Here is a 21724-nt window from a genome sequence, read left to right as displayed (position 1 = left end):
CTTCCATTACCTCGGGTTGGTCAAGTCGCCATAGTCGACCAGGCTCTGTTTAGTAGGCGGACTGGACCACGGGGAGCACCCGTTGGCATTGCAAGCACGCACAACCTGCTGTTCGGCGCAGTACGTCGCGCCTTGGGCCTTGATCGAGGTTTCCGGCCCCGAGTACTGCAGGCGTCCGCCGTAAGCCATCATTTCGTACGTCGTCGCGCCCGGCATGCTGGTCCATTTGGCCTCGCAGGAAATCTTGGTAGCGCGCCCTTCCTTCCATTCCGACTTGATCGAATGGATGAATTGCGGTGTGCCCGGCGGCGGATTAGACGCGACCGCAGCCGTATTGGAGTAGCCACTGCAACCGGAGACGTTGCAAGCCCTCACGCGATAGTTGTACGTGCCGAACACCAGTCCGTTACGTTGCGACTGGGTTGACCCATCATTCTGGACAGTCGTCCAGGCACCGCCATTGACACGCTCGTCAAGCGGATATGACGTTGCCATCGCAACCCCGGTCCAGCTGACTGTGGCAGTTCCCGAACCGGTTCCGGCAGGCGCACTGATGGTCGGCACGACAGGCGGGCGGATCACCGACACAGTAGCGGCGGTCGAGTAGACGCCCCAACCAGCGTCATTACCCGCTCGTACGCGATAGCCGTAGTTCCCGGTTACCTTGCTTGCAAAGGCCTGACTGGTACCCGCAACCGATGCGACGCTCGCCCATGCGCCGCTATTGGCACTTTGCTCCAATGAGTAACGTGTCGCACCCGCTACGGTTCCCCAGCTGATCGTGTAGCCCCCAGTAAGACTCTGTGCGGGCACATTGATCGAGGGCGCAGCGGCGGGCGGGTAGACCACCGTCGTCGATACGGCGGCCGATTCAGGCCCGCAGCCTGCCGGGTTGCACCCGTAGACACGGTAGCCATAGGCTCCTGCCGCCTTCCCCGTGATCGCTCGGGTACGTGCGGAGGTTTCCTGCACCGTCTGCCACGTGCCCGTTCCCACCCGCTCCTGCAGGCGGTATGTCGCCGCGCCTGCCGCCTCGGACCAGCTCACGCTGTAGCTGCCGTTGTAGGCACTGGCGGGCGCCGTCACCGTGACCACTGCCACCGGCGGTCGCTGCACCACCACGCTCGAAGTTCCCGACCAGCCGCTGCAGGCCGTCTGCTGGCAGGCTCTCACGCTGTAGCCGAAGTTACCTTCACCCTTTGCGGATGCATCCCAGGTCCGGTTGGCACCGTTGTAAATGGTTGCCCAAGCGCCTCCGCTTACCTGCTCGCGCAGCTCATAACGCGTTGCATACGTAACTGCCGTCCATTGCGCCTGGAAGGTACCGTTGGCACTGAACGCGGGCAGGGTCAACAGCGGCGTTGTAGGTGCTACAACGCTCACAGCTTGCGCTACCAGACTGCCGTTCAGATGGATGTACTCGCTGTTCTTTCCTTCCCGCGCATTCTCCTGCCGGCGCAGGACGCCATCATTGCCGTAAAGCGAACGAATCGCGGCCCCGTCGCCGCTTCTCACAGACAGAATTCGACGGCCATGGGCATCGTAGCGATAGCGCTCGGCATCGGCGACCGTACGCAGGCGGTTGCCAAAATCAAAGCCATACGCCACACCACTGCGACTGGACACGTTCCCTTGGACGTCATAGCTCAGACCCAGGGTTGTTGCGCCGCCACTGTTCTGCACATTGGTCAGGCGGTTGCGGCCGTCGTACCAGTAAACGTGATCCTTCACCCCGGTCAATTTGGCAGATCGCAAGTTGTCTACTGCGTCATATGTATACCGATAAACACCATCACCGCCGAAGGATTGAGAGCTGGCCTGAATCAAACGATCCAGCCCATCATAGGCCATCGCGCGAGTACGTTTGGCATCAATACTGTCAACTACTCGGGTGACGTTTCCGTTTGCGTCGTACTCGTAGGTATTGTCCAGCGCCCCCTTGCTGTCCGTCACCCGGGTCGGCAGCTGTCGCGCGTTCTGCGTCATCGTATGCAGGATGCCGTTTCCATAGGTGAACTGCCGCATTCCGCCGTTCGGATAGTAGCTTACGCCTGTTGCATAGCTGCCGGCCCTCGTCGGTTGACCAAGGGCATTGGGTGCGTAATCGACAAAACGACCGCTCGGATACGTCAGCCCCGACAGCGTACCGTTGGCGTCGTAGGCATAGCCCAAGGACCGTACACCCAGCGTGCTGTCACTGGACGTTTCCGCGGTCAGCACGCCGCGCTTGTTGTAGGTATAGGTGTTGGTGGCCTGGGTCGTTCCCGCATCGTTGACCGTGGTCACCGTAGCCGGCTTTCCATCCTTGGTGTAGGTCCAGCTCTGGTTCCCGTTCTTGTCGGGGAAGCTCAGCGACGACAGACGATTTCGCACGTCATACCCCCGCACGACCTTGCGTGTGCCAACCGCAGCCGCACCTGGATCACATGCCGTCGTGCTGGGCAGATCGAGTCCAGCGGCACTCCACACGAGGTTTCCCGCCGCGTCGTAGCCCATTAAGGTTGCGCCAGTTTCTGGCTCAACGCTCTTGCAGAGTTGCTGATTGCCGTCATACACATAGCTACGGGTGATCTTTACCGTTCCGTCCAGATTGCGGCGCACGATCGAGCGCGGCTTGCCAAAGATGTCACGCGCAATATCCGTGATGGCACCGGCTGGATGGGAGATCGAGATGGCCGCATCCGTTGAAGGAGCACCGAATGCCTGGAAGGTGGAGACGGTGGCATTGCCCTTGGGATCGACCACTTTCAAGCCGCCACCGGACAGGTAGCTGGTCAGTGAGGTCAGCAACCCGCCTTCACCGTCAACCGAAGCCGACGTTTTCCGCCCCAGCGCGTCGTAGCCGTTCCAGGTGCCCGTGGTCAGCGCGGCCGAGCTTCCCAGGTGTGACGCGAATACTTGTCGCCCCGATTCATCGTAGGCGAAGCGCTGGAACCGTTGCGTAGCAGCACGTGAAGACTCGTCATACTCTTCGGTAAGCAAGGGACGCCAGAATGCATCGAAGAAGACATTGCGACGGGCATTCCCAGTGGCAACCGTTTGCCGCCAGTGACCTGCGGGAATACCAAACTCATCGCCATTGACCGCGCTGAAATTCTGAGTCGTGCGTGCCCATGCGACGCTGTCCGCTGCTGGCCAATCAATACTGGCGATACGTCCCATGGGATCGTACTCATACTGGGTGGTCGCGCCATTCTCGTCGGTGACACTCGTCACCCAGCCGTTGTCACCCACTATGGCTGAACGGGTCACCCCATCGGCAAACTGTAGATTCTGCGGTACACCGCGCTTCCAGCCCGAGATCAGCGTGCGATTCCCACGCCCATCGGCAACGCTCGAGACGGTACCGTCGGCGTTGTACGTCAGAACCTGCTTCAGTAACCCGTAAGAACGGGCCTCGACCGGGCGCATAAGTCCGTCAAACGCAGTCTGCTCGACCACGACGCCCGTGTTTTCATTGGTGACCTTCGCTGTCTCACCGAGAATCCACCGCACACGATCATCAGCGTATTGGGTAGTGTCGGTCCTGCTGCCGAGCGGGCTCGAGCGATTGATTCGCAGGGGACGGGCCAGGTCGTCGAACGAGAGCATGCTGGTTTGATAGGTGACGCCATCCTGCTGGATTGCCTCAGCCACCACGGGACGTACCTGCGCGGAACTTGGCTCATCACCGCTGTAGATCATGCCATAGAGCGGCATGAAGGGCTGCGCCTTCACTTCTTCCTCTGTCATGTATAGCGTGGTGTTAGTCCGCATTACCTTGCCGCTGGCGTCGAGCACACTACTTCCCAGCAAGCGGCCTTCGTTCAGGGCGTACTGGGATCCGTACCGGTGCACCGTCCGCGTACCGTCAGGATTGGAGATAGTGACCAGTTTTTCCTTCTTGCAGGTGGTGCAAGGATAGATCGCTGCGCCACCGGTCCCGCCCCAGAGTCGCTCGAACCCGTCTCCATAGCTGTACGTCCACTGCAGTGTCTTGGGTAACCCTGGGCCCCAGACCTTCTTCGTGTCCAGCGAAACGACGTCGAAGAAGAATGGGACGGCGAGCTCATAGTAGTACTGGGAGACCGCGATACGTTTCATGCACTCGCTGGCATGCACGCCACTCCGATACTGACGCCCATTGGAGAACTGGAATTCCCCCATCGCTCCGGAGGGATGCTTGATGGTCATCACCAGGTTGCCATTGCGCTCCGGGGGCTGCTCCAGGCAAGACTCATTGCTGTTTCCGTCCCAGAAAATCCTCTCCCACGCGCGAAGCGCACTGGAGTAGCTGTACGTCCAGTTACTGCCATCCGGCTGGGTGACGCTGGCCAAGCGGTTCTGGCCTTCAACCTGCACGTAGGCATAGCTCCACGTCCGGCCAGCTGCGGACACGGACGTCAGCATGCCGGCGTTGTACGTCAGCGTTATCTCACGCCCATCGCTGGACCATATCCTGGTCGGATGTCCGTCCCCGTTGTATTGGTATTGCACCCAGTTGCCCGATCGATCTTCAACTCGGCTTGCCATCAGGTAGATACGCATCCGGGCTACTTTTGTTTGATCGCCAAGCCCGCCGGATCTTTCCAGCGTTCCACCGTAGCGGGTGAAAGCCGTATCAAAGAAGTAGGATGTCCCCGAGGTGGTCTTGACTCGATAACCTTCGCCTGCCAGTCCCGATTTCATTGGAATACAGTCGATTGCATCGCGGTAGGAGGTGCTCCACTTTCGGACCACACCATCACTTGGTGCAGGCGACTTGTCCCAAGCTCCCAGCATCGTGCGATCACCGCCGTCGGGCACATGGATCATGTTGCCCTGCCAGATCTCATTGAGGCGGAAAGTGACCGGCCCTTGCGGTGCCATGTGACCGCTGCAGCGGTTGTCGCGCCAGGAGGCAAGGCCCGGGAACATGCCTGAGATATGCGGTGTGTCTACCTCCCAGCCGCCCACACCGTCGATGTTGGAGTTATAGCTTCCACTCCCTACCAGGTCCAACTCAACGCTGAAGCGACGTCGCATCTCAACAGGAAGCGCATTGTTTCCCGGCAGGCTGACGTCGGTGACACTGAAATCGGTCTTGCCGTTGTAGAGGCTGACGCTCTCACCGAACAGATCGTCCTTCAACGCGGTGAGATTCTGCGCTGACTCGATCAGTTTCCGGTATTCCTGATAGGGCTCAACCGCCAGTGCGGACGCTGCACACACTGATAACACCACTGCAGCGCCGATGCGGCACTGCCAAGCAACTGCACGTTTCACACAGCACTCCCTGCTCGCATGCACATTCGCGCACCATGGCGAACGTCGCCTCCATGCGATCATCTAGCGGCGAATAGTAGACCTTAAGCAACTGCGTGAAAAGAGCGTGAATGGCACTTGCTTCGCCGACGAATAATTGGCGTGGGTTTCCACTTGGCCCGGTAAAAGTCTTCAAGCGATGCGGGCCACGCTTGTTCGCCCCGCCGAACGGATGGACCTACGGACAGCATTTGCAGCAAGAACGACATCATCGCCTCGGTGCATCCACGGATCATTGGTCCCCCGGAACCCCATAGCCGCGCACCTGCCGCCGCAACAGATGCGGCACGATCACCCGATGTACCGGTGCCACCGGCAGCATGTACAGCCGCCCGAAGACATTGTGCGTGTGCACCACCGTGGCGATCTCCAGTGCATCGCCACGCCATTGCAGTGCCAGTTGCACGTGCAGATGGCGGTCGTCGTCCTCCAGCACGATCGCCTCGCGCGTGCACCGCTGCACGGTGAAGATGCCCAGCCGTTGGCCGGGCACGGGGTCGACCGCGTCCTGCACGGCACGCAGCGACCCCAGGTCCTTCATGCCCAGCAGCCGCATTCCACCGTTGCGTACCGCCATCAGCCCGTCGAACCAGCCTGGCACGGTGGACGCCATGTCCTTGTAGGCCTGCAGCGCCGAGCGACCGCCGCGTGGCACCGTCGCCCGGCACGCGTGCACGAAGTCGGCGCCGGGCAATTGCGCATGCAGCACGTTGCCGGCGTCCACCGGGACCACGCGCACCACCGGCGCACTCACGGCTTGGGCCCCTGCCCTTCGTTGTCTTCCCAGTGCAGGATCTTCCGGGTGACGAAGCGGTAGACCGGTTTGCCGGTGCGGAACCACACATCGCGTACCCACGAGGTGCGCTTCAGCAGCCGCTTCTCCACCGGGGTCAGGTGCTGTCGGCAATACATGCGCTTGTGCTTGAGCAGGTGGCGCAGGTCTTCGCGGGCCAGCAGGCGCATCCAGCGCGAGCGCGGGTTGCCGATCACCGCCAGCTGGAAGTCGATCAGGGCCGGCGAGCCGTCCTCGCGTACCAGCCAGTTGGCTTCCTTGGCCAGGTCGTTGTGCGCGATGCCATGCCGGTGCACGCGCTGCAGCAGCCGGCGCGCGGCACGGAAATAGGCCAGGTCGCCATGCGGCGGACGCTGGTACATCGCATCGCCGGCCATGAAGCTGCGGTCCAGCCAGCGCCCGTTCCAGGCCAGCAGCGCCGGGGTGTCGGCCATGCCGTCCAGGTGGGCCAGCGCGCGTGCTTCGCGCCGGGCCAGCCACCAGGCGGGCAGGCGCAGCCACCACGGGGTGGCGCCCAGGTCGCGGCGGACAAAGCGCTGCCCGTCCTGCTCGATCAACAGAATGCAGCCGAAACTGTCGGCCTTCAGGGCATGCGGGGCGGGATCAGGGGGGCGGTTCATGGCGACATTCTAGGCGTGCGATCGCGTTCATTCACTGTAGATCACGCACGTTGGCCGCCGCTGGCCGGCAGTCAGTCACCTTCACACCTCTATAATCCGACGATGGACTCGTCATGGATCGATACCACGCTTGCGTGGATCTCAGCTCACCCCGTGCTCGCCGGTGCGGTCATTTTCCTCATCGCCTTCTGCGATGCGGTCATCGTGCTGGGCGCGATCGTGCCCGCGTTGCCGCTGCTGTTCGCCGTGGGCGTGTTCATCGGCCTGGGCCAGATCTCCGGCCCGTACGCGGTGGCATGCGCGGCGGTGGGTGCGTTCGCCGGTGACGGCATCAGCTATTGGGTGGGTCGGCGCTGGGGCGACCGGCTGCGCGGCTTCTGGCCCTTCAGCAAATACCCGCAGCTGCTGGACCGCGGCGAGACAATGTTCCGCCGCAATGCGTTCAAGAGCATCCTGGTAGCGCGCTATGTCGGGGCGATCCGCCCGTTCGTGCCAGCCATTGCCGGCATGATGAAGATGCCGCTGTCGCGCTACTTCCAGGCCAGCGGTATCGCCAGCCTGTCCTGGGCGGTGTTGTTCCTGGCGCCGGGCTGGGTGCTGGGCGAAGCCTATGACGCGGTGGCGGCCGTGGCCGGGCGGCTGGTGATGGTGCTGGGCCTGGTGGCAGTGCTGATGGGCGTGGTGTGGGCGATCGTGCTGTACGGCTACCGCTGGTCGGCCTCGCGCATGGACAGCTGGCTGGCCGCGCTGCTGCGCTGGTCGCAGCGCCACCCCACCCTCGGCCGTTACTCGGTGGCCGTGTTCGACCCGCAGCGGCGCGAGTCCGTGCCGCTGGCCATGCTGGCGTTGATGCTGCTGCTACTGGGCTGGTGCTGGTTCGCGCTGCTGATGGCGGTGGTGGCGCACGGCGAGCCGCTGCGTCTGGACATGGTGGTGCACCAGGCCATGCTGGCACTGCGCAACCCGTTGGCCGACTACCCGATGGCCGCACTGGCGTCGCTGGGCGCATGGCAGGTGCTGCTGCCGGCCACGGCGGCCGGCATGGGCTACCTGGTCTGGCGTCGGCGCTGGATGGCGGCCGCGCATTGGCTGGCCGCGCTGGCCTTCGGGCTGGCGCTGACCAAGCTGCTGGGCGCCACCGTGCACGTGGTGCGCCCGCCGGATGCCAGCAGTGGCTTCGGCTTCCCGTCGGTGTCGGTGACCATGGCCACCATCATCTTCGGCTTCTTCGCCGTGCTGATCGCGCGCGAGCTGCCGGGCCGCACGCGGGTGTGGCCCTACCTGCTGTCGGGCATCGTGGTCAGCCTGATCGGGTTTGCACGGCTGTACCTGGGCGCGCATTGGCTGAGCGATGTCATCGGCGGCATGCTGTTTGGCATCTTCTGGTTGCTGGTACTGGGCATCGCCTACCGCCGCCGCTTCAACCGCTCGTTCTGGGTCAAGCCGGTGGCCTGGCTGTTCTACGGCGTGTTCGCGGTGGCTGCGCTCTGGTACGCGCCGCGCAATATTCCGCTCAAGCTGGCCCGCTTCGAACCGGCCCAGCCGGCTCCGGCGGACATGCCCGCCACGGCCTGGCTGCAGGACGAATGGCGGCAGTTGCCCGCGCGCCGCAACGAGTTCGATGACGACCAGCGCTGGCCGCTGGACGTGCAGGTGGCCGGCCCGCTGGCACCGCTGCAGAAGCGCCTGGAAAGCCAGGGCTGGCGCGTGCAGCCGCAGGCCGGTTGGGAACAGGCGCTGCTGATGCTCGACAAGTCGGCCACGCCGGACGAAGTGCCGGTGCTGCCGGCCACGCTGGATACCCAGGTGGAGTCGCTGCTGATGCTGCGCGCGGGCAATGCGCCCAACGAGATCTTCGCGCTGCGCCTGTGGCCGGCACCGGCGCGGCTGCAGCCGGGCAACCAGCCGCTGTGGCTGGGCAGCGCGCAGACGCTGCATTACCAGCAGCATTTCCACCTGATCGGGATGTGGCGGCCGATGCGCGGCATCGACCCGTCGTTGAAGGCGGTGCGCGACGCGCTGGACGGCCTGCCGCAACAGGTGGACACGCATCCGGAAACGCAGATGCCGGTGTTGCGGGTGCGCACGAAGGTCGAATAACGCGGACGCCGGCCCACGCATGACGTGGTGCCGGGTTCTACCCGGCAGGTGCGGGTACGTGCGATGGCGTTATTGCGTCGAGCAGCGGGGCAGAGCCCCGCTCTACGCGGGGGGTGTCAGGTCGGGGATCCAGGCCAGCAGGTGCTGCAGGCGCTGGTGGGGGTCGTCCTGCTGTAGCAGCTGCAGGCGCTGCGGCTCGTCCAGCGGCAGCAGTTCGGCCAGGCGCCAGCCTACCCAGGCAGCCTGCTCCAGCTGGGCCGGATGGGTCGGGGCGAAGGCCGCGCCGGCCTGTTCGATGATGTGCTCCAGCACGGTGGCCAGCAGCGCGTGTTCCGGGCGCAGTTCGTCGTCGTGGTCGGGGGTGGCCCATTCCACGTCGGCCAGCACCAGCCCGTTGTCGCGGATGCGCGTGCGCAGCACATGGAAGCGACGCTGGCCGCGCAGGCGCAATACCAGCACGCCGTCGGCGCCCACGTCGAAATCCTCGACGCGCGCTTCCACGCCGTAGGCGGCCGGCACCGCCGGCGACCCCACTTCATCGCCGTCCAGAATCAGGCAGACGCCGAACGGGGTGTTCTGGCGGCTGCACTCGCGCAGCATGTCCAGGTAGCGACGTTCGAACACGCGCAGGCCCAGCGCGGCGCCAGGCAGCAGCACCACATGCAGCGGGAACAACGGCAGCGACGCGGTATCGGTCATGGCCTGTGGCGCGCCCGCCTCATCCCTGCTGCAGCTGCGCCAGGAAGCGCCGCGGCGCGCCGTCGAAACCGCCGTTGGACATGAACACGACATGGTCGCCGGGGGCTGCGATCTCGTCCAACCGCGCGAGCAACGCATCGGTGTCGGGCACGGCATGGGCCTGCCCACGCACGGCGGCGATCACACCGGCCGCATCCCAGGCCAGCTCCGGGCGGTGCAGGAACACCACCGCATCGGCCAGGTCCAGCGACGGCGCCAGCGCTTCGGCATGCGCGCCCAGCCGCATCGAATTGCTGCGCGGTTCCATCGCCACCACGATGCGCGCGGCACCGACCTTGGCGCGCAGCCCTTCCAGCGTGGTGTGGATGGCGGTGGGGTGATGGGCGAAATCGTCGTAGACAGTGATGTCCTGCGCCTGCCCGATCACTTCCAGGCGGCGCTTGACGCTGCGGAAACGGGCCAGCGCCGGGATCACCGCGCGCAGCTCCACCCCGACCGCATGCGCGGCGGCCAGCGCCGCCAGGCCGTTGAGCACGTTATGGCGGCCCAGCAGGGGCCAGCGCACTTCGCCTACGCGCGTGCCACGGTGATGGACCACGAACGCGCTGCCGTCGGCGTTGACCAGTTCGGCATGCCATTCCAGCGACGGATCAAACCCGAAGCGCTCCACCGGGGTCCAGCAACCCATCGCCAGCACCTGCGCCAGGTAGGCGTCCTCGCCATTGACGATCAGGCGGCCGCGCGCGGGCACGGTGCGTACCAGGTGGTGGAACTGGCGCTGGATCGCGGCCACGTCCGGGAAGATGTCGGCGTGGTCGTATTCCAGGTTGTTGAGGATGGCCACCAGCGGCCGGTAGTGCACGAACTTGCTGCGCTTGTCGAAGAAGGCCGTGTCGTACTCGTCGGCCTCCACCACGAACTCACGCCCGCCGCCCAGACGCGCCGACACGCCGAAGTCTTCGGCGACGCCGCCGATCAGGAAACCCGGCTCGCGCCCGGCCGCCTGCAGCAGCCAGGTCAGGATGGTGGTGGTGGTGGTCTTGCCATGGGTACCGGCCACGGCCAGCGTGTCACGCCCCGGCAGGACCTGCTCGGACAGCCACTGCGCACCGGAAATGTAGCGCTGGCCGGCGTCGAGCACCGCTTCCACCGCCGGATTGCCGCGCGACAGCGCATTGCCGACGATCACCTCATCGCAGTCGGCGGCAACGCTGGTGGCGCGATAGCCCGGATCCAGTGCGATGCCCAGTTGTTCCAGCTGGGTCGACATCGGCGGATAGATCGCCTGGTCGCTGCCATGCACCTCATGGCCCAGTTCCCGCGCCAGCGCGGCCACGCCGCCCATGAAGGTGCCGGCGATACCAAGGATATGAATCTTGCTCATGCGGTGGATTGTGACCGATCACCTGCGACTGTGGATATTGTCGTCAGACAATTTCCCAGATGCGTGTAGGAAAAATACTCTTGGTGTCGGGGAATCCCCGATAGCGATGCAGTGTGAAGACGGACACAATTCAGGTGGCCAGCCGCAGCACCCCATTGGTCCTACTCCCCAAGAGGCCATCCCCAGGGGAGCTCATGCTGCGGGGCTCTGAGCAAGCCCGTCCGCTGGCACCTTAAACCGCACGCCTGGCCCCCTGGGGCCAGGCGTGTGTGTTTACAGGCCAAGCAGGCGCTGCCGGCGCAGCGCCACCGGCTCAGCCGTGGATCGCCGCGCGGATGCGCGCTTCCACGTCGTCCAGCTCACCCACGCCATCAACGCGCGCCAGGGTGCCGCGGCCGGCGTAGAAATCGACCACCGGGGCGGTCTGGTCGTTGTAGACCTGCAGGCGCTGGCGCACCGATTCGGGATTGTCGTCGGCGCGGCCCTGTTCGGCGGCGCGGCCGGCAATGCGCTCGACCAGCAGTTCGGTCGGCACGTCCAGCTGCACCACCGCATCCAGCGGCTGGCCGATCTTCACCAGCAGGGTGTCCAGCGCGTTGGCCTGGGCCACGTTGCGCGGGTAACCATCGAGGATGAAGCCGTTGGCCACGTCGGCCTGGCCCAGGCGCGATTCGAGCATGCCCAGCAGGATGTCGTCGGACACCAGGTTGCCGGCGTCCATGACAGCCTTGGCCTGCTTGCCCAGCTCGGTGCCTGCGGCCACTTCGGCACGCAGCAGGTCGCCGGTGGAAATGTGCGCAATCGACAGGTGTTCCTTCAGGCGCGTCGCCTGTGTCCCCTTGCCCGAACCGGGCGGTCCCAACAGAACCAATCGCATCAACCTGACTCCAACTTGGTAAAAAAATGGAAGGGCGCGCGCCCCGGGATTGTCCACAATCACGCTGCACCGCAATACGCGCACTTTACCCCATACCGGTAATGTCTCTGCAATGTCCTTCCCCCACCCCCAGGTGAAATGATGTCCAAAGGTACCCTGCTCTACGCCCAGTCAGGCGGCGTCACCGCCGTGATCAACGCCACCGCCTCGGCGGTGATCAGCACCGCTCGAGCCAAGGGAATCAAGGTCTTGGCCGCGCGCAACGGCATTCTTGGCGCGCTCCGCGAAGACCTGATCGACACCACGAAGGAGTCGGCGGCGGCCATCGCCGCGCTGGCCCACACCCCGGGCGGGGCCTTCGGCTCGTGCCGCTACAAGCTCAAGTCGCTCGAGGCCGACCGGGGCAAGTACGAACGCCTGCTGGAGGTCCTGCGCGCCCACGACGTGCGCTGGTTCCTCTACAACGGCGGCAACGACTCGGCCGACACCGCCTGGAAGGTCTCCCAGCTGGCCAAGGCCTTCGATTACGACCTCACCTGCATCGGCGTGCCCAAGACCATCGACAACGACCTGGCGGTCACCGACACCTGCCCGGGCTTCGGCTCGGCCGCCAAGTACACCGCGGTATCGGTGCGCGAGGCGGCGCTGGACGTGGCGGCCATGGCGGAAACCTCGACCAAGGTGTTCGTCTACGAGGCCATGGGCCGGCATGCCGGCTGGCTGGCGGCGGCGGCCGGCCTGGCCGGGCAAGGCCCCGACGATGCCCCGCACATCATCCTGCTGCCCGAGCGCGCCTACGACGAGGCCGCCTTCCTGGCCAAGGTCAAGCAGGTGGTCGAGCGCGTGGGCCATTGCGTGGTGGTGGCCTCCGAAGGCATCCAGACCGCGGACGGCACCTTCGTGGCCGATGCCGGCGGCGGCAAGGACTCGTTCGGGCATACCCAGCTGGGGGGCGTGGCTTCGCAGCTGGCCGCCCGGGTCAAGGACACGCTGGGCTACAAGGTGCACTGGACCCTGCCCGATTACCTGCAGCGCTCGGCGCGCCATATCGCGTCCAAGACCGACTGGGAGCAGGCGCAGGCGGTGGGCAAGGCGGCGGTGCAGTTCGCGCTGAAGGGCCACAACGCGGTGATGCCGGTGATCGTGCGCAGCAGCGACGCGCCCTACCGCTGGAAGATCGAGGCTGCGCCCCTGCACAAGGTGGCCAACCACGAGAAGAAGATGCCGGCCGGCTTCATCCGCAAGGACGGCTTCGGCATCACCGCCAAGGCCCGCGCCTACCTGTCACCGCTGATCAAGGGCGAGGCGCCCCTGCCCTACGGTGCCGATGGGCTGCCGAAGTACGTGACGCTCAAGAACGTGGGCGTGAAGAAGAAGCTGCCGGCCTGGCAGGAAGGCTGAGCCCCTCCGGCGGGCGGCGCGTCCCTTGGGCGTGCCACCCGCCGGCAATTGCGGCGCGCCGGGACGCCCCATACAATCGCGCCGAGCCGGCAGGACATGCGGGCTTTCGCACCCGCGACCCACCCTCCGCACTTGCGTGCGATGACAAGGACTGTACCGATGAAGCGCCACACCCTGGTTCCCCTGCTGCTGCTCGCCGTAGCGGCGCCCGCCTTTGCCGATACCTGCGAAAGCAGCTTCCAGAAGAAGGGCAACCCCCTGTCCGGCACCACCTATACCGCCTCGGTGACCGTGCCTGAGCTGACCGTCAAGAGCGCGATCGGCCAGATGAACGTGATCGCCAAGGGCAACAACATGGACGTGTTGAGCTCGGACGTGGAAAACGGCGCGATGCTGATCGAAGATCCGCAGACGGCGATGCACAAGACCATTCCGATCATCATCAGCGCCACCAGCGAGGGCCGCACCGGCACCGTGGCGATGACGGTCAAGCTCAATGCCGGCGCCTTTGCCAAGGCCGATTCGATCCGCGCCGAGATGTGCAAGATGCTCACCCAGGTGAAGCCGGGCAAGGCCGGCGAGCAGCTCGCCGCGTCCACGCCGAAGGCCTCCACGGTGAACATTTCGGCCAGCGATTTCGGCTTCCAGCTGCGCACGCAGAACAAGGACAACCCCGCTGCGATCGAACCGCGCTACAAGGGCAAGATCTATTCGATCACCGGCCGGGTCAACGGCGTGCTCAAGAGCGGCGGCACCTACAACACCGGCTTCGAGCTGCCCAACGGCTCCGGTGGCATCGACTTCGAAAGCGTGGCCATCACCTGCGCCTTCGCGCCGAGCCAGGCCGCCTTCGCGCTGGCGTTGCGCCCGAAGGAAAAGGTCACCCTGGTCGGCGTGGTCGACCATTACGACCAGATCGGCCGCGTGCTGTGGCTGAAGGACTGCAAGGGCAACTGAGCCCGGCCAGCCTCGCGTCGTACCCAAGCCCGGACCGGCCCTGCCGTCCGGGCTTTTTCGTGGGCGCGCAGGACACTGGACGGCCTGCGGGGGCTGGCCTCATGCTCCGCACACGATCCGGGTGGGGGCGGTGCCATCGGCACTGCACCGGGTCGCCAACCGGCGGGCGCCCGGGTGCGTCCGCTTCATGCAACCAGGGGAAGGAACCATGCACAGATTGGTGTGGGTAGGCGCACTGCTGCTCGTTGTCGGGCAGGCGGCGGGCAAGGAAAAGATGATCCCGTTGTCGGCACAGGATGCCGAAGCGCTGCGTGGAAAGACCGTGGCGCTGACACGCCACGAGCCGCCGTCGTTCATGGCGATGACGGCCGGCAAGGCGTCGTTTGCGCTGTTCGGCGCGGCGGCGATGGCCAGCGCGGGCAACGAGCTGGTGCGGCAGAACGCGGTACCTGATCCGGCCGGACTGGTCCGCGACCAGTTGGGGGGTGCGCTGGGGCAGGCATTTGGCGCGCAGTTGCTGCCGCTGGATGCCACCGCGACCAAGGCGGTGAAGCCGGCCGAGCTGGCCAGGCTGCATGCCGACGCCGACTACGTGTTGGACGTGCGCTCAGGCGGCTGGAACTACGCCTACTTCGCCACGCAGTGGGGCCGTTACTGGGTGGGCTACAGCGTGCAGGTGACGCTGGTGGAGACCGCCAGCAACCGGGTGGTGTCCAATCTGGCCTGCGCGGCCAACACCATCAACGACGGTGAACCGCCTACCCGTGAAGCGTTGCATGCCGACCAGGCGCGCCTGCTCAAACACGTGACCGCCGCACTGGGCGCACGCTGCGTGCAGCTGCTGGGGCGCGAACAGTTCCGGCTGACCGCCGCCCACATGCCGGTGCTGCCGCCTGCACTGGCCAATACCCTGCGCCCCGGCACCGCGCCGGCAACGCTGACCGCCGCAACCGACACCCCTGCTCCCGCTGCCGAACCGCTCACCGACAGCGGCCACGCTGAGGTGGCGACGCCCGCCGTGGCCGCCGATGGCGACACTTCCCAAGCGGTGCAGACCGTCGCGGTGGTGGAACAGGCCCCCGTGCCGGCCGTGGCACAACCCGTTGCCCCGGCACCGGCCGCGCCTGCAGAACCTGCGCCTGCGGCGACGGGGTCGGGCGGCACCAACTGGCGGCAATGGTCGACGCGCGGCGGCCTGTAATCGCACCCGCCTACCGGTTCCGGGCGCGCAATCGCCCGGAACCGGCACCTCCCATTACCGGCAGGCAGTGCCTTCCACGTTCAGCTGTGCGGCGAACATCGGAATCTGCGCGATCTTGCCGGCGGCCGCCTGCTTCTTGGCGTCTTCCAGATAGATGCGCGACTGGCCCTGGCCGTCCAGTTCGGCCTTCTGTGCCACCGGCATGCGCCACACGCGCACCACCGCCTGCTGCGCCGGGCACGCGGCGTTCGGCACGCGGATCACGTCGTTGAGCTTCCAGCCTTTGGCCTCGGTGGGCTGGGCCTTGTCGAAGTCGACGAAGCGGGCGCGCGGCTGGCACTGCTCGCTGGTGCGCACCACGGCGAATTTGTAGGGCTGTGCGGCATCGGCGGTGAACATGCCCTCCAACCGTGCACAGGCTTCGGGGATCTGGCGCAGCGTATGGGCCGCGCCCACCGCCTGCGGCGCACCGACGGCGCGTTTCAGCTCGGGGGTTTCAGCGGCGCTGGCAGCCACGGCAGGCAACAGGGCCAGCCAGAGCAGGTGACGGATGGACATGGCGGAACTCCGGATGCTGGGGATGGGCCGAGGCTGCCAGCGGGTGGCTGAACGGCGTGGCAAGGCGTCCCATCAACGCCTAGGAGCGGTGTGCGTGGTTGCCGGCCAGCGGCCGGCGGTGTGTCGCTTCGGATGGGTGTGCGTGGTTGCCGGCCAGCGGCCGGCACTACCCGTATGCGAGTTGTGCCCGCATACTCGGGTCACCAGGGATTGCTGAACACCGCCACACGCTTGAAGACCGGGCACGGTCTGAACGGGTTGGTCCAAGGTTGCAGCCCGTTGTGCCCCCGCGTGGAGAGGTTCATCCGTTCGTCTGGATGCCATTCCATCACCCGGGAGGGGACATGCTGGAACGTTATGGGCTTTCTCTGGCGCTGTTCTGCGCCATTCTCGCGATTCTCTACGGCATCGTGTCGGCACGCTGGATCCTCCGGCAACCGGCTGGCAATGCCCGCATGCAGGAAATCGCCGCTGCCATCCAGGAAGGCGCGCGCGCCTATCTCAACCGTCAATACCTCACCATCGGCATCGCCGGCGTCGTGCTGTTCGTGCTGGTCGGATTCTTCCTCAGCTGGTACACCGCGATCGGCTTTGCAATCGGCGCCGTGCTGTCCGGCGCGGCCGGCTACATCGGCATGAACGTGTCGGTGCGCGCCAACGTGCGCACCGCCGAAGCGGCCCGCAACGGCCTCAGTGCCGCCATGGACGTGGCGTTCCGCGGCGGTGCGATCACCGGCATGCTGGTGGTCGGGCTGGGCCTGCTCGGCGTGGCCGGGTACTACGCGCTGCTGCTGCGGCTGGGGCTGGATACCGCGCAGGCACTGCATGCGCTGGTCGGGCTCGCGTTTGGCTCTTCGCTGATTTCGATCTTCGCGCGGCTGGGCGGCGGCATCTTCACCAAGGGCGCCGACGTGGGCGCGGATCTGGTCGGCAAGGTGGAAGCCGGTATCCCTGAGGATGACCCGCGCAACCCGGCGGTGATCGCCGACAACGTGGGCGACAACGTCGGCGACTGCGCCGGCATGGCCGCCGACCTGTTCGAGACCTACGCGGTGACGGTGATCGCCACCATGCTGCTGGGCAGCCTGATGATCGCCGAAGCCGGACGCAACGCGATCCTGTATCCGCTGGTGCTGGGCGGTGTGTCGATCATCGCCTCGATCATCGGCGCGTTGTTCGTCAAGGTGAAGCCCGGTGGCTCGATCATGGGCGCGCTGTACAAGGGCGTGATCGTGTCGGCGGTTCTGGCGGCGATCGCGTTCTATCCCATCACCCTGCAACTGATGCCCGACAACAGCCACGGGGCGCTGAACCTGTACTTCTGCGCGTTGATCGGACTGGTGCTGACCGGGCTGATCGTGTGGATCACCGAGTACTACACCGGCACCCAGTACAAGCCGGTGCAACACGTGGCGCAGGCGTCCACCACCGGGCATGGCACCAACATCATCGCCGGGCTTGGGGTGTCGATGAAGTCGACCGCGTTGCCGGTGATCGCGGTGTGCGTGGCGATCTGGCTGGCGCACTATTTCGGCGGCCTGTACGGCATCGCCATCGCCGCCACCGCCATGCTGTCGATGGCCGGCATGATCGTGGCGCTGGATGCCTACGGCCCGATCACCGACAACGCCGGCGGCATTGCCGAGATGGCGGAACTGCCCTCCAGCATCCGCGACATCACCGACCCACTGGATGCGGTGGGCAACACCACCAAGGCGGTCACCAAGGGCTATGCGATCGGCTCGGCGGCGCTGGCCGCGCTGGTGCTGTTCGCCGATTACACGCACAACCTGCAGGCGGCCAATCCGGGCGAAACGTTCGCCTTCGACCTGTCCGACCACACGGTGATCATCGGCCTGCTGATCGGCGGGCTGATTCCCTACCTGTTCGGTGCGATGGCGATGGAAGCGGTGGGCCGCGCGGCCGGTGCGGTGGTGGAGGAAGTGCGCCGCCAGTTCCGCGAGATCCCCGGCATCATGGAAGGCACCGGCAAGCCGCAGTACGACCGCGCGGTGGACATGCTGACCCGCTCGGCGATCCGCGAAATGATCGTGCCCTCGCTGTTGCCGGTGGCCGTGCCGGTGGTGGTGGGCCTGCTGCTGGGGCCGCGCGCGCTGGGCGGGTTGCTGATCGGCACCATCGTCACCGGCCTGTTCGTGGCGATCTCGATGACCACCGGCGGTGGTGCGTGGGACAACGCCAAGAAGTACATCGAGGATGGCCACTTCGGCGGCAAGGGCAGCGAGGCGCACAAGGCGGCCGTCACCGGCGACACCGTGGGTGATCCGTACAAGGACACGGCGGGCCCGGCGATCAACCCGTTGATCAAGATCATCAACATCGTCGCGCTGTTGCTGGTGCCGCTGCTGTAGGCACACCGTCGCCCGGCCCATGGCCGGGCGTTACCGGGGTCAGCGGCGGCGGATGAAGAACGCCACCGGCACCATCACCTCCACCGGGTCGCCGCCGATCTCCGGCGGCGGCGCCGGCACCGGGCTGCCACGGCGCACGGTGTCCAGCGTTTCGGCATCCAGCAACGGATGCCCACTGCTCTGGCCGATGCGGATGTTGCGCGCATTGCCCTGCCGGTCCACCGCAAAGCGCACATAGGCCACGCCTTGTTGGCGCAGGCGCTCGGCCCCGCGTGGATAGCGCCGGTGCTGCTCCAGGTGGCCCAGCAGCAGCCCCTGCCAGGTGACCTGCGCGTCACTGCGCTGGCCGGCCATCGTCTGCGGCGCCGCGTAGCGTTGCGCGGTGGTGGCCTGTACGTCCGGCGGAGCCAGGGTCTGGTCCACGTTGTGGGCGTCCGAAGGCGTCTGCTCGGTGGGCGGTGGCGTGCGCTGCGCCACCGGCTCGCCGTCCGGGTGCGGCTGCGGGGGCAGCGCCAGCGTGCGCACCGGCTGCGGTTCCGGCGCGGGGCGGTGCTGTTCCTGCTGCGAGGGCCCCTGCGCGATGTCGGTGGGCGGCACCGGCGGCGCTTCGGCGACCGGAGCCAGCTCCACCATCAGCGCTGCCGGCGGCGCGCTGGCCGGTGCGGGCGGCGCGCGCCCGATCCACCACAGCGTGGCCGCGATGCTCATCGCGTAGATGGCCAGCACGATGCCGAGACTACCGGCCCAGCGTGCATGCCCTGCACGGCCTGCGCTCATGGCGCGGGCTGTTCCAGCCCGACCAGCGCCACCTTGAGGTAGCCGGCCGCGCGCAGCGCGTTCATGGTCTGCATCAGGTCGCCATAGGCCACCTGGCGGTCGGCGCGCAGGTAGATGCGCTGCTCACGGTCGCCGCCGGTCAGCCGCTGCAATGCGGCCGGCAGTGCGTCGGTGGTAACGGCGGCATCGTTCACCCGCAGCGACAGGTCGGCCTGCACGGTCAGGAGCACCGGCTCGTTCTCGCGTGGTTGCGGGCGCGCGCTGCTGGCCGGCAGGTCCACGGCGGTGTCCACGGTGGCCAGCGGTGCGGCGACCATGAAGATGATCAGCAGCACCAGCATCACGTCGATGAAAGGGGTGACGTTGATCGCGTGGGTTTCTTCCAGCGCGTCGTCGTCGTGGCGTGCGGTACGGAGTGCCATGCGGGAGCCTCAGTGCGCAGCGCGCGCCAGCACCGGGCCGGCGTGCACCGCCGCGCGGTCCAGGTCACGTGACACCAGTTGCTGCACGGCCGCCGACAGGTCGCCCAGCAGCGCGCGCAGGCCGGCCAGCACCCGGGTGAAGTGGTTGTAGATCACCACCGCGGGAATGGCCGCCACCAGCCCCAGCGCGGTGGCCAGCAACGCTTCGGCGATGCCGGGCGCCACCACGGCCAGGTTGGTGGTGTTGGACTGGGCGATACCGACGAAGCTGTTCATGATCCCCCACACGGTGCCGAACAGACCCACGAACGGCGCGATCGCGCCGATGCTGGCGAGTACGCCGATGCCGCGCCGCGCCTGCCGCGCACAGGCCAGTTCAATGCGCTCCAGGCGCGAGCCGACGCGTTCCTTCACCCCCGCCGGATCGCCGCCGTGCGGCGACAACCGCAGCTCGGTACGTGCGGCCTCCAGCAACAGGCGCACGGGTTCTTCCTGCAGGCGCGGGTCGAGCTGTGGGTCCGGCAGCTGCACGCTGTCCAGCAGCAGCGCGCGCGCCTGCAGCAGGCGGCGGCGTTCGCGCGCCAGTTCCCAGCCCTTGGCCAGCAGCACCGTCCAGGTGGCCACCGACGCGACGGCCAGGCCGATCATCACCGCTTTGACCACCACGTCAGCGGCCAGGTACATGCCCCACGGTGTGAGTGCGGGTGCTGGGGCGGCAATGGCGAAGGGAAGCAACACGGTCATGGTCAGGCTCATCAGGAAAGGAGACGCGGCGTTGCGGCAACGCGCGCCGGAACAAGGGACGGGCTCACTCGGGTTGCGGCGGCAGGCGCGGCGACGGCCGCGTCAGCACGTAGCCCGCGCTGGCAATGAAGAACGCACCCACGCCCAGCAGCAGCCGCCACGACGGATGCGCGCCCCAGCAGAACAGCACAAAGCCGAACGCCATGCCGCCGGCCGCAAAGGCCTTGCCCTTGCGGCTCACCGCGCCCTGCTCGCGCCACAGGCGCAAGGCCGGGCCGTAACGAGGGTGCTCGAGCAGCTTGCGTTCGAAGCGTGGCGAGCTGCGTGCGAAGCAGCCCACCGCCAGGATCAGGAAGATGGTGGTGGGCATCACCGGCAGCAGCGCGCCGATCACGCCCAGCGCCACCATCACCCAGCCCAGGCAGAACCACAGCCAGCGCATCAGCGCGCGTCGAACTCGAGTTCAACGTGGCCGTGCACGCTGCGGAACGCCGCATCGGCGGCATCGATGACCTGCCGTTCCTGCGCGTCGTCCAGCACCACTCCATCGAGCGCGGCGGTGAACGCGCGCCAATGGCGCGCGGCACCGTCGGGGTGCGCAGCCAGGTGGCGTGCACCGAAACCGGCGTCCAGCCCCAGCTTGGCGGCCATCTTGTACAGGATGGTGCCGCCCAGGTTGGAGCCTTCGGCCACGTACAGCCAGCCCAGCGCGACTGGCAGCGCCAGGTCCGGGTCCAGCCGCATCGGCACCGGGGCCGGCAGGATCTGTTCGAGGTCGGCCAGGTCGCGGGCGATCAGCGGCAGCCGACGGCGTGCTTCCAGATCGGGCAGCAGGGCGTCGAGCGCGGCATGGGCGTAGAGCGCGTCGATATCGCGATGGAAGCGGTACTGCACGCGCAGGAAACGCGCGAACTGGCCGCGGCTGGCGAAGATGTCGCCGGCCATGATGCGCTTGTCCAGCGCGCCGTGGCTGTCGCGGGTGGCGGCCTTCAGGCGCTGGCTGCGGGTGGCTTCAAGGGTATCGATGACGGTCATGGTGCTCGTGCTGGGCAATGGGGAATGCAGCCCGCGCAGGCCCCGGGAACAGGCCGTGTGCAGGTTTCCCGATTGAGACGTCTGCCGCGGCGGCAACCCCAAGCCTGGTTGTACGACCGGTCGCCCCTACCCGATCCGGCGATGCCGGCCTCACGCGTCTGCACCGATAATGGCGGCACATTCTTGAGGAGGACCCGCCATGATGATCACCACCGAACCGCGCATGACCAACCTGTTCCTGCAACTGGGCCTGGACGCGAGCGATGCGGCGATCGCGCGCTTCATCGTTGACCATCAGCTGCCCGCCGAGGTGGCCCTGGTGGAGGCGCCTTACTGGAATGATGGCCAGCGCCAGTTCCTGGCCGAGCAGCTCAAGTCCGATGCGGACTGGGCGATCATCGTCGATGAACTGGGCGAGGCCCTGCACGCCGACGCGGTCGCGCAGCAGACCGGCGGCTGAAACGAACACGGGGGCCGGCAGTTGCCGGCCCCCGTGGGGTA

18 protein-coding genes are annotated in these 21724 nt (G+C 66.5%); 6 read left to right on the top strand and 12 right to left on the bottom strand.

The window, feature by feature from the left end:
- Positions 1 to 6: 6 nt before the first annotated feature.
- The 3 genes from AC1DCJ_RS13220 to AC1DCJ_RS13210 all read right to left on the bottom strand — a co-directional run bounded on the left by AC1DCJ_RS13220 (position 7) and on the right by AC1DCJ_RS13210 (position 6696).
- A complete protein-coding gene (locus tag AC1DCJ_RS13220; RefSeq protein WP_478071158.1) occupies positions 7 to 5244 on the bottom strand; it encodes an RHS repeat protein in 5238 nt (1745 codons plus the stop codon).
- A gap of 271 nt (positions 5245 to 5515) precedes the next feature.
- Positions 5516 to 6037, bottom strand: a complete 522-nt coding sequence (locus AC1DCJ_RS13215) for a DUF2867 domain-containing protein (RefSeq protein WP_478071157.1) — start codon at positions 6035 to 6037, stop codon at positions 5516 to 5518.
- On the bottom strand, positions 6034 to 6696 hold the full coding sequence (locus tag AC1DCJ_RS13210; RefSeq protein ID WP_137190253.1) for a protein kinase family protein: 663 nt from the start codon (positions 6694 to 6696) through the stop codon (positions 6034 to 6036). The genes AC1DCJ_RS13215 and AC1DCJ_RS13210 overlap by 4 nt, the downstream gene beginning before the upstream one ends.
- Before the next feature lie 102 nt (positions 6697 to 6798).
- Here AC1DCJ_RS13210 and AC1DCJ_RS13205 point away from each other — a divergent pair, with 102 nt between their 5' ends.
- A complete protein-coding gene (locus AC1DCJ_RS13205) occupies positions 6799 to 8796 on the top strand; it encodes a bifunctional DedA family/phosphatase PAP2 family protein (RefSeq protein ID WP_478071156.1) in 1998 nt (665 codons plus the stop codon).
- A 102-nt stretch (positions 8797 to 8898) separates the two neighbouring features.
- On the opposite strand, the gene AC1DCJ_RS13200 is transcribed toward AC1DCJ_RS13205, so the two are convergent.
- From AC1DCJ_RS13200 to AC1DCJ_RS13190, 3 genes are all read right to left on the bottom strand, one after another.
- On the bottom strand, positions 8899 to 9495 hold the full coding sequence (locus AC1DCJ_RS13200) for an LON peptidase substrate-binding domain-containing protein (RefSeq protein ID WP_137190255.1): 597 nt from the start codon (positions 9493 to 9495) through the stop codon (positions 8899 to 8901).
- A gap of 19 nt (positions 9496 to 9514) precedes the next feature.
- Positions 9515 to 10879: a UDP-N-acetylmuramate:L-alanyl-gamma-D-glutamyl-meso-diaminopimelate ligase gene (mpl, locus tag AC1DCJ_RS13195; RefSeq protein WP_478071155.1), complete on the bottom strand. Its 1365-nt coding sequence runs from the start codon at positions 10877 to 10879 to the stop codon at positions 9515 to 9517.
- Positions 10880 to 11192: 313 nt separating this feature from the next.
- On the bottom strand, positions 11193 to 11756 hold the full coding sequence (locus AC1DCJ_RS13190; RefSeq protein ID WP_038686440.1) for an adenylate kinase: 564 nt from the start codon (positions 11754 to 11756) through the stop codon (positions 11193 to 11195).
- A 141-nt stretch (positions 11757 to 11897) separates the two neighbouring features.
- Here AC1DCJ_RS13190 and AC1DCJ_RS13185 point away from each other — a divergent pair, with 141 nt between their 5' ends.
- The 3 genes from AC1DCJ_RS13185 (at position 11898) to AC1DCJ_RS13175 (ending at position 15315) form a co-directional block, all read left to right on the top strand.
- Positions 11898 to 13157 carry a 6-phosphofructokinase gene (locus tag AC1DCJ_RS13185; protein ID WP_478071154.1) on the top strand — a complete coding sequence of 420 codons (1260 nt, stop codon included), beginning with the start codon at positions 11898 to 11900 and terminating at the stop codon, positions 13155 to 13157.
- Between the two features lie 159 nt (positions 13158 to 13316).
- Positions 13317 to 14114, top strand: a complete 798-nt coding sequence (locus AC1DCJ_RS13180; RefSeq protein ID WP_137190258.1) for a hypothetical protein — start codon at positions 13317 to 13319, stop codon at positions 14112 to 14114.
- A gap of 208 nt (positions 14115 to 14322) precedes the next feature.
- A complete protein-coding gene (locus tag AC1DCJ_RS13175; protein ID WP_478071153.1) occupies positions 14323 to 15315 on the top strand; it encodes a hypothetical protein in 993 nt (330 codons plus the stop codon).
- A 54-nt stretch (positions 15316 to 15369) separates the two neighbouring features.
- Here the strand turns inward: AC1DCJ_RS13175 and AC1DCJ_RS13170 are convergent, their stop codons facing one another.
- Positions 15370 to 15873, bottom strand: coding sequence for a hypothetical protein (locus AC1DCJ_RS13170; RefSeq protein ID WP_137190260.1), 504 nt, complete (start codon positions 15871 to 15873; stop codon positions 15370 to 15372).
- Between the two features lie 344 nt (positions 15874 to 16217).
- On the opposite strand from AC1DCJ_RS13170, the gene AC1DCJ_RS13165 reads away from it, so the two are divergent.
- Positions 16218 to 18245 (top strand): sodium-translocating pyrophosphatase, encoded by a 2028-nt coding sequence (locus tag AC1DCJ_RS13165; protein WP_038686434.1) that lies wholly within the window; start codon positions 16218 to 16220, stop codon positions 18243 to 18245.
- Positions 18246 to 18284: 39 nt separating this feature from the next.
- Here AC1DCJ_RS13165 and AC1DCJ_RS13160 read toward each other — a convergent pair whose 3' ends face one another.
- Genes AC1DCJ_RS13160 through AC1DCJ_RS13140 form a run of 5 tightly spaced genes read right to left on the bottom strand, consistent with a single transcriptional unit; the run spans position 18285 to position 21223 of the window.
- Positions 18285 to 19022: an energy transducer TonB gene (locus tag AC1DCJ_RS13160; protein WP_478071152.1), complete on the bottom strand. Its 738-nt coding sequence runs from the start codon at positions 19020 to 19022 to the stop codon at positions 18285 to 18287.
- Positions 19019 to 19444, bottom strand: coding sequence for a TonB system transport protein ExbD (gene exbD, locus AC1DCJ_RS13155; protein WP_478071151.1), 426 nt, complete (start codon positions 19442 to 19444; stop codon positions 19019 to 19021). Before exbD ends, AC1DCJ_RS13160 begins: the two co-directional genes overlap by 4 nt.
- 9 nt (positions 19445 to 19453) lie before the next feature.
- Positions 19454 to 20200: a tonB-system energizer ExbB gene (exbB, locus tag AC1DCJ_RS13150; RefSeq protein WP_478071150.1), complete on the bottom strand. Its 747-nt coding sequence runs from the start codon at positions 20198 to 20200 to the stop codon at positions 19454 to 19456.
- A gap of 52 nt (positions 20201 to 20252) precedes the next feature.
- A complete protein-coding gene (locus AC1DCJ_RS13145) occupies positions 20253 to 20630 on the bottom strand; it encodes a YbaN family protein (RefSeq protein ID WP_478071149.1) in 378 nt (125 codons plus the stop codon).
- On the bottom strand, positions 20630 to 21223 hold the full coding sequence (locus tag AC1DCJ_RS13140) for a biliverdin-producing heme oxygenase (RefSeq protein ID WP_137190265.1): 594 nt from the start codon (positions 21221 to 21223) through the stop codon (positions 20630 to 20632). Before AC1DCJ_RS13140 ends, AC1DCJ_RS13145 begins: the two co-directional genes overlap by 1 nt.
- A 202-nt stretch (positions 21224 to 21425) precedes the next feature.
- On the opposite strand from AC1DCJ_RS13140, the gene AC1DCJ_RS13135 reads away from it, so the two are divergent.
- Entirely contained in the window at positions 21426 to 21683 is a 258-nt protein-coding gene (locus AC1DCJ_RS13135) for a DUF2789 domain-containing protein (RefSeq protein WP_478071174.1), read from the top strand.
- Positions 21684 to 21724 lie beyond the last annotated feature (41 nt).

This window comes from Stenotrophomonas sp. 10N36 (assembly GCF_056395005.1).
The sequence above is the reverse complement of the archived record's forward strand: the minus strand, read 5'-3'. Positions and strand labels throughout refer to the sequence as shown.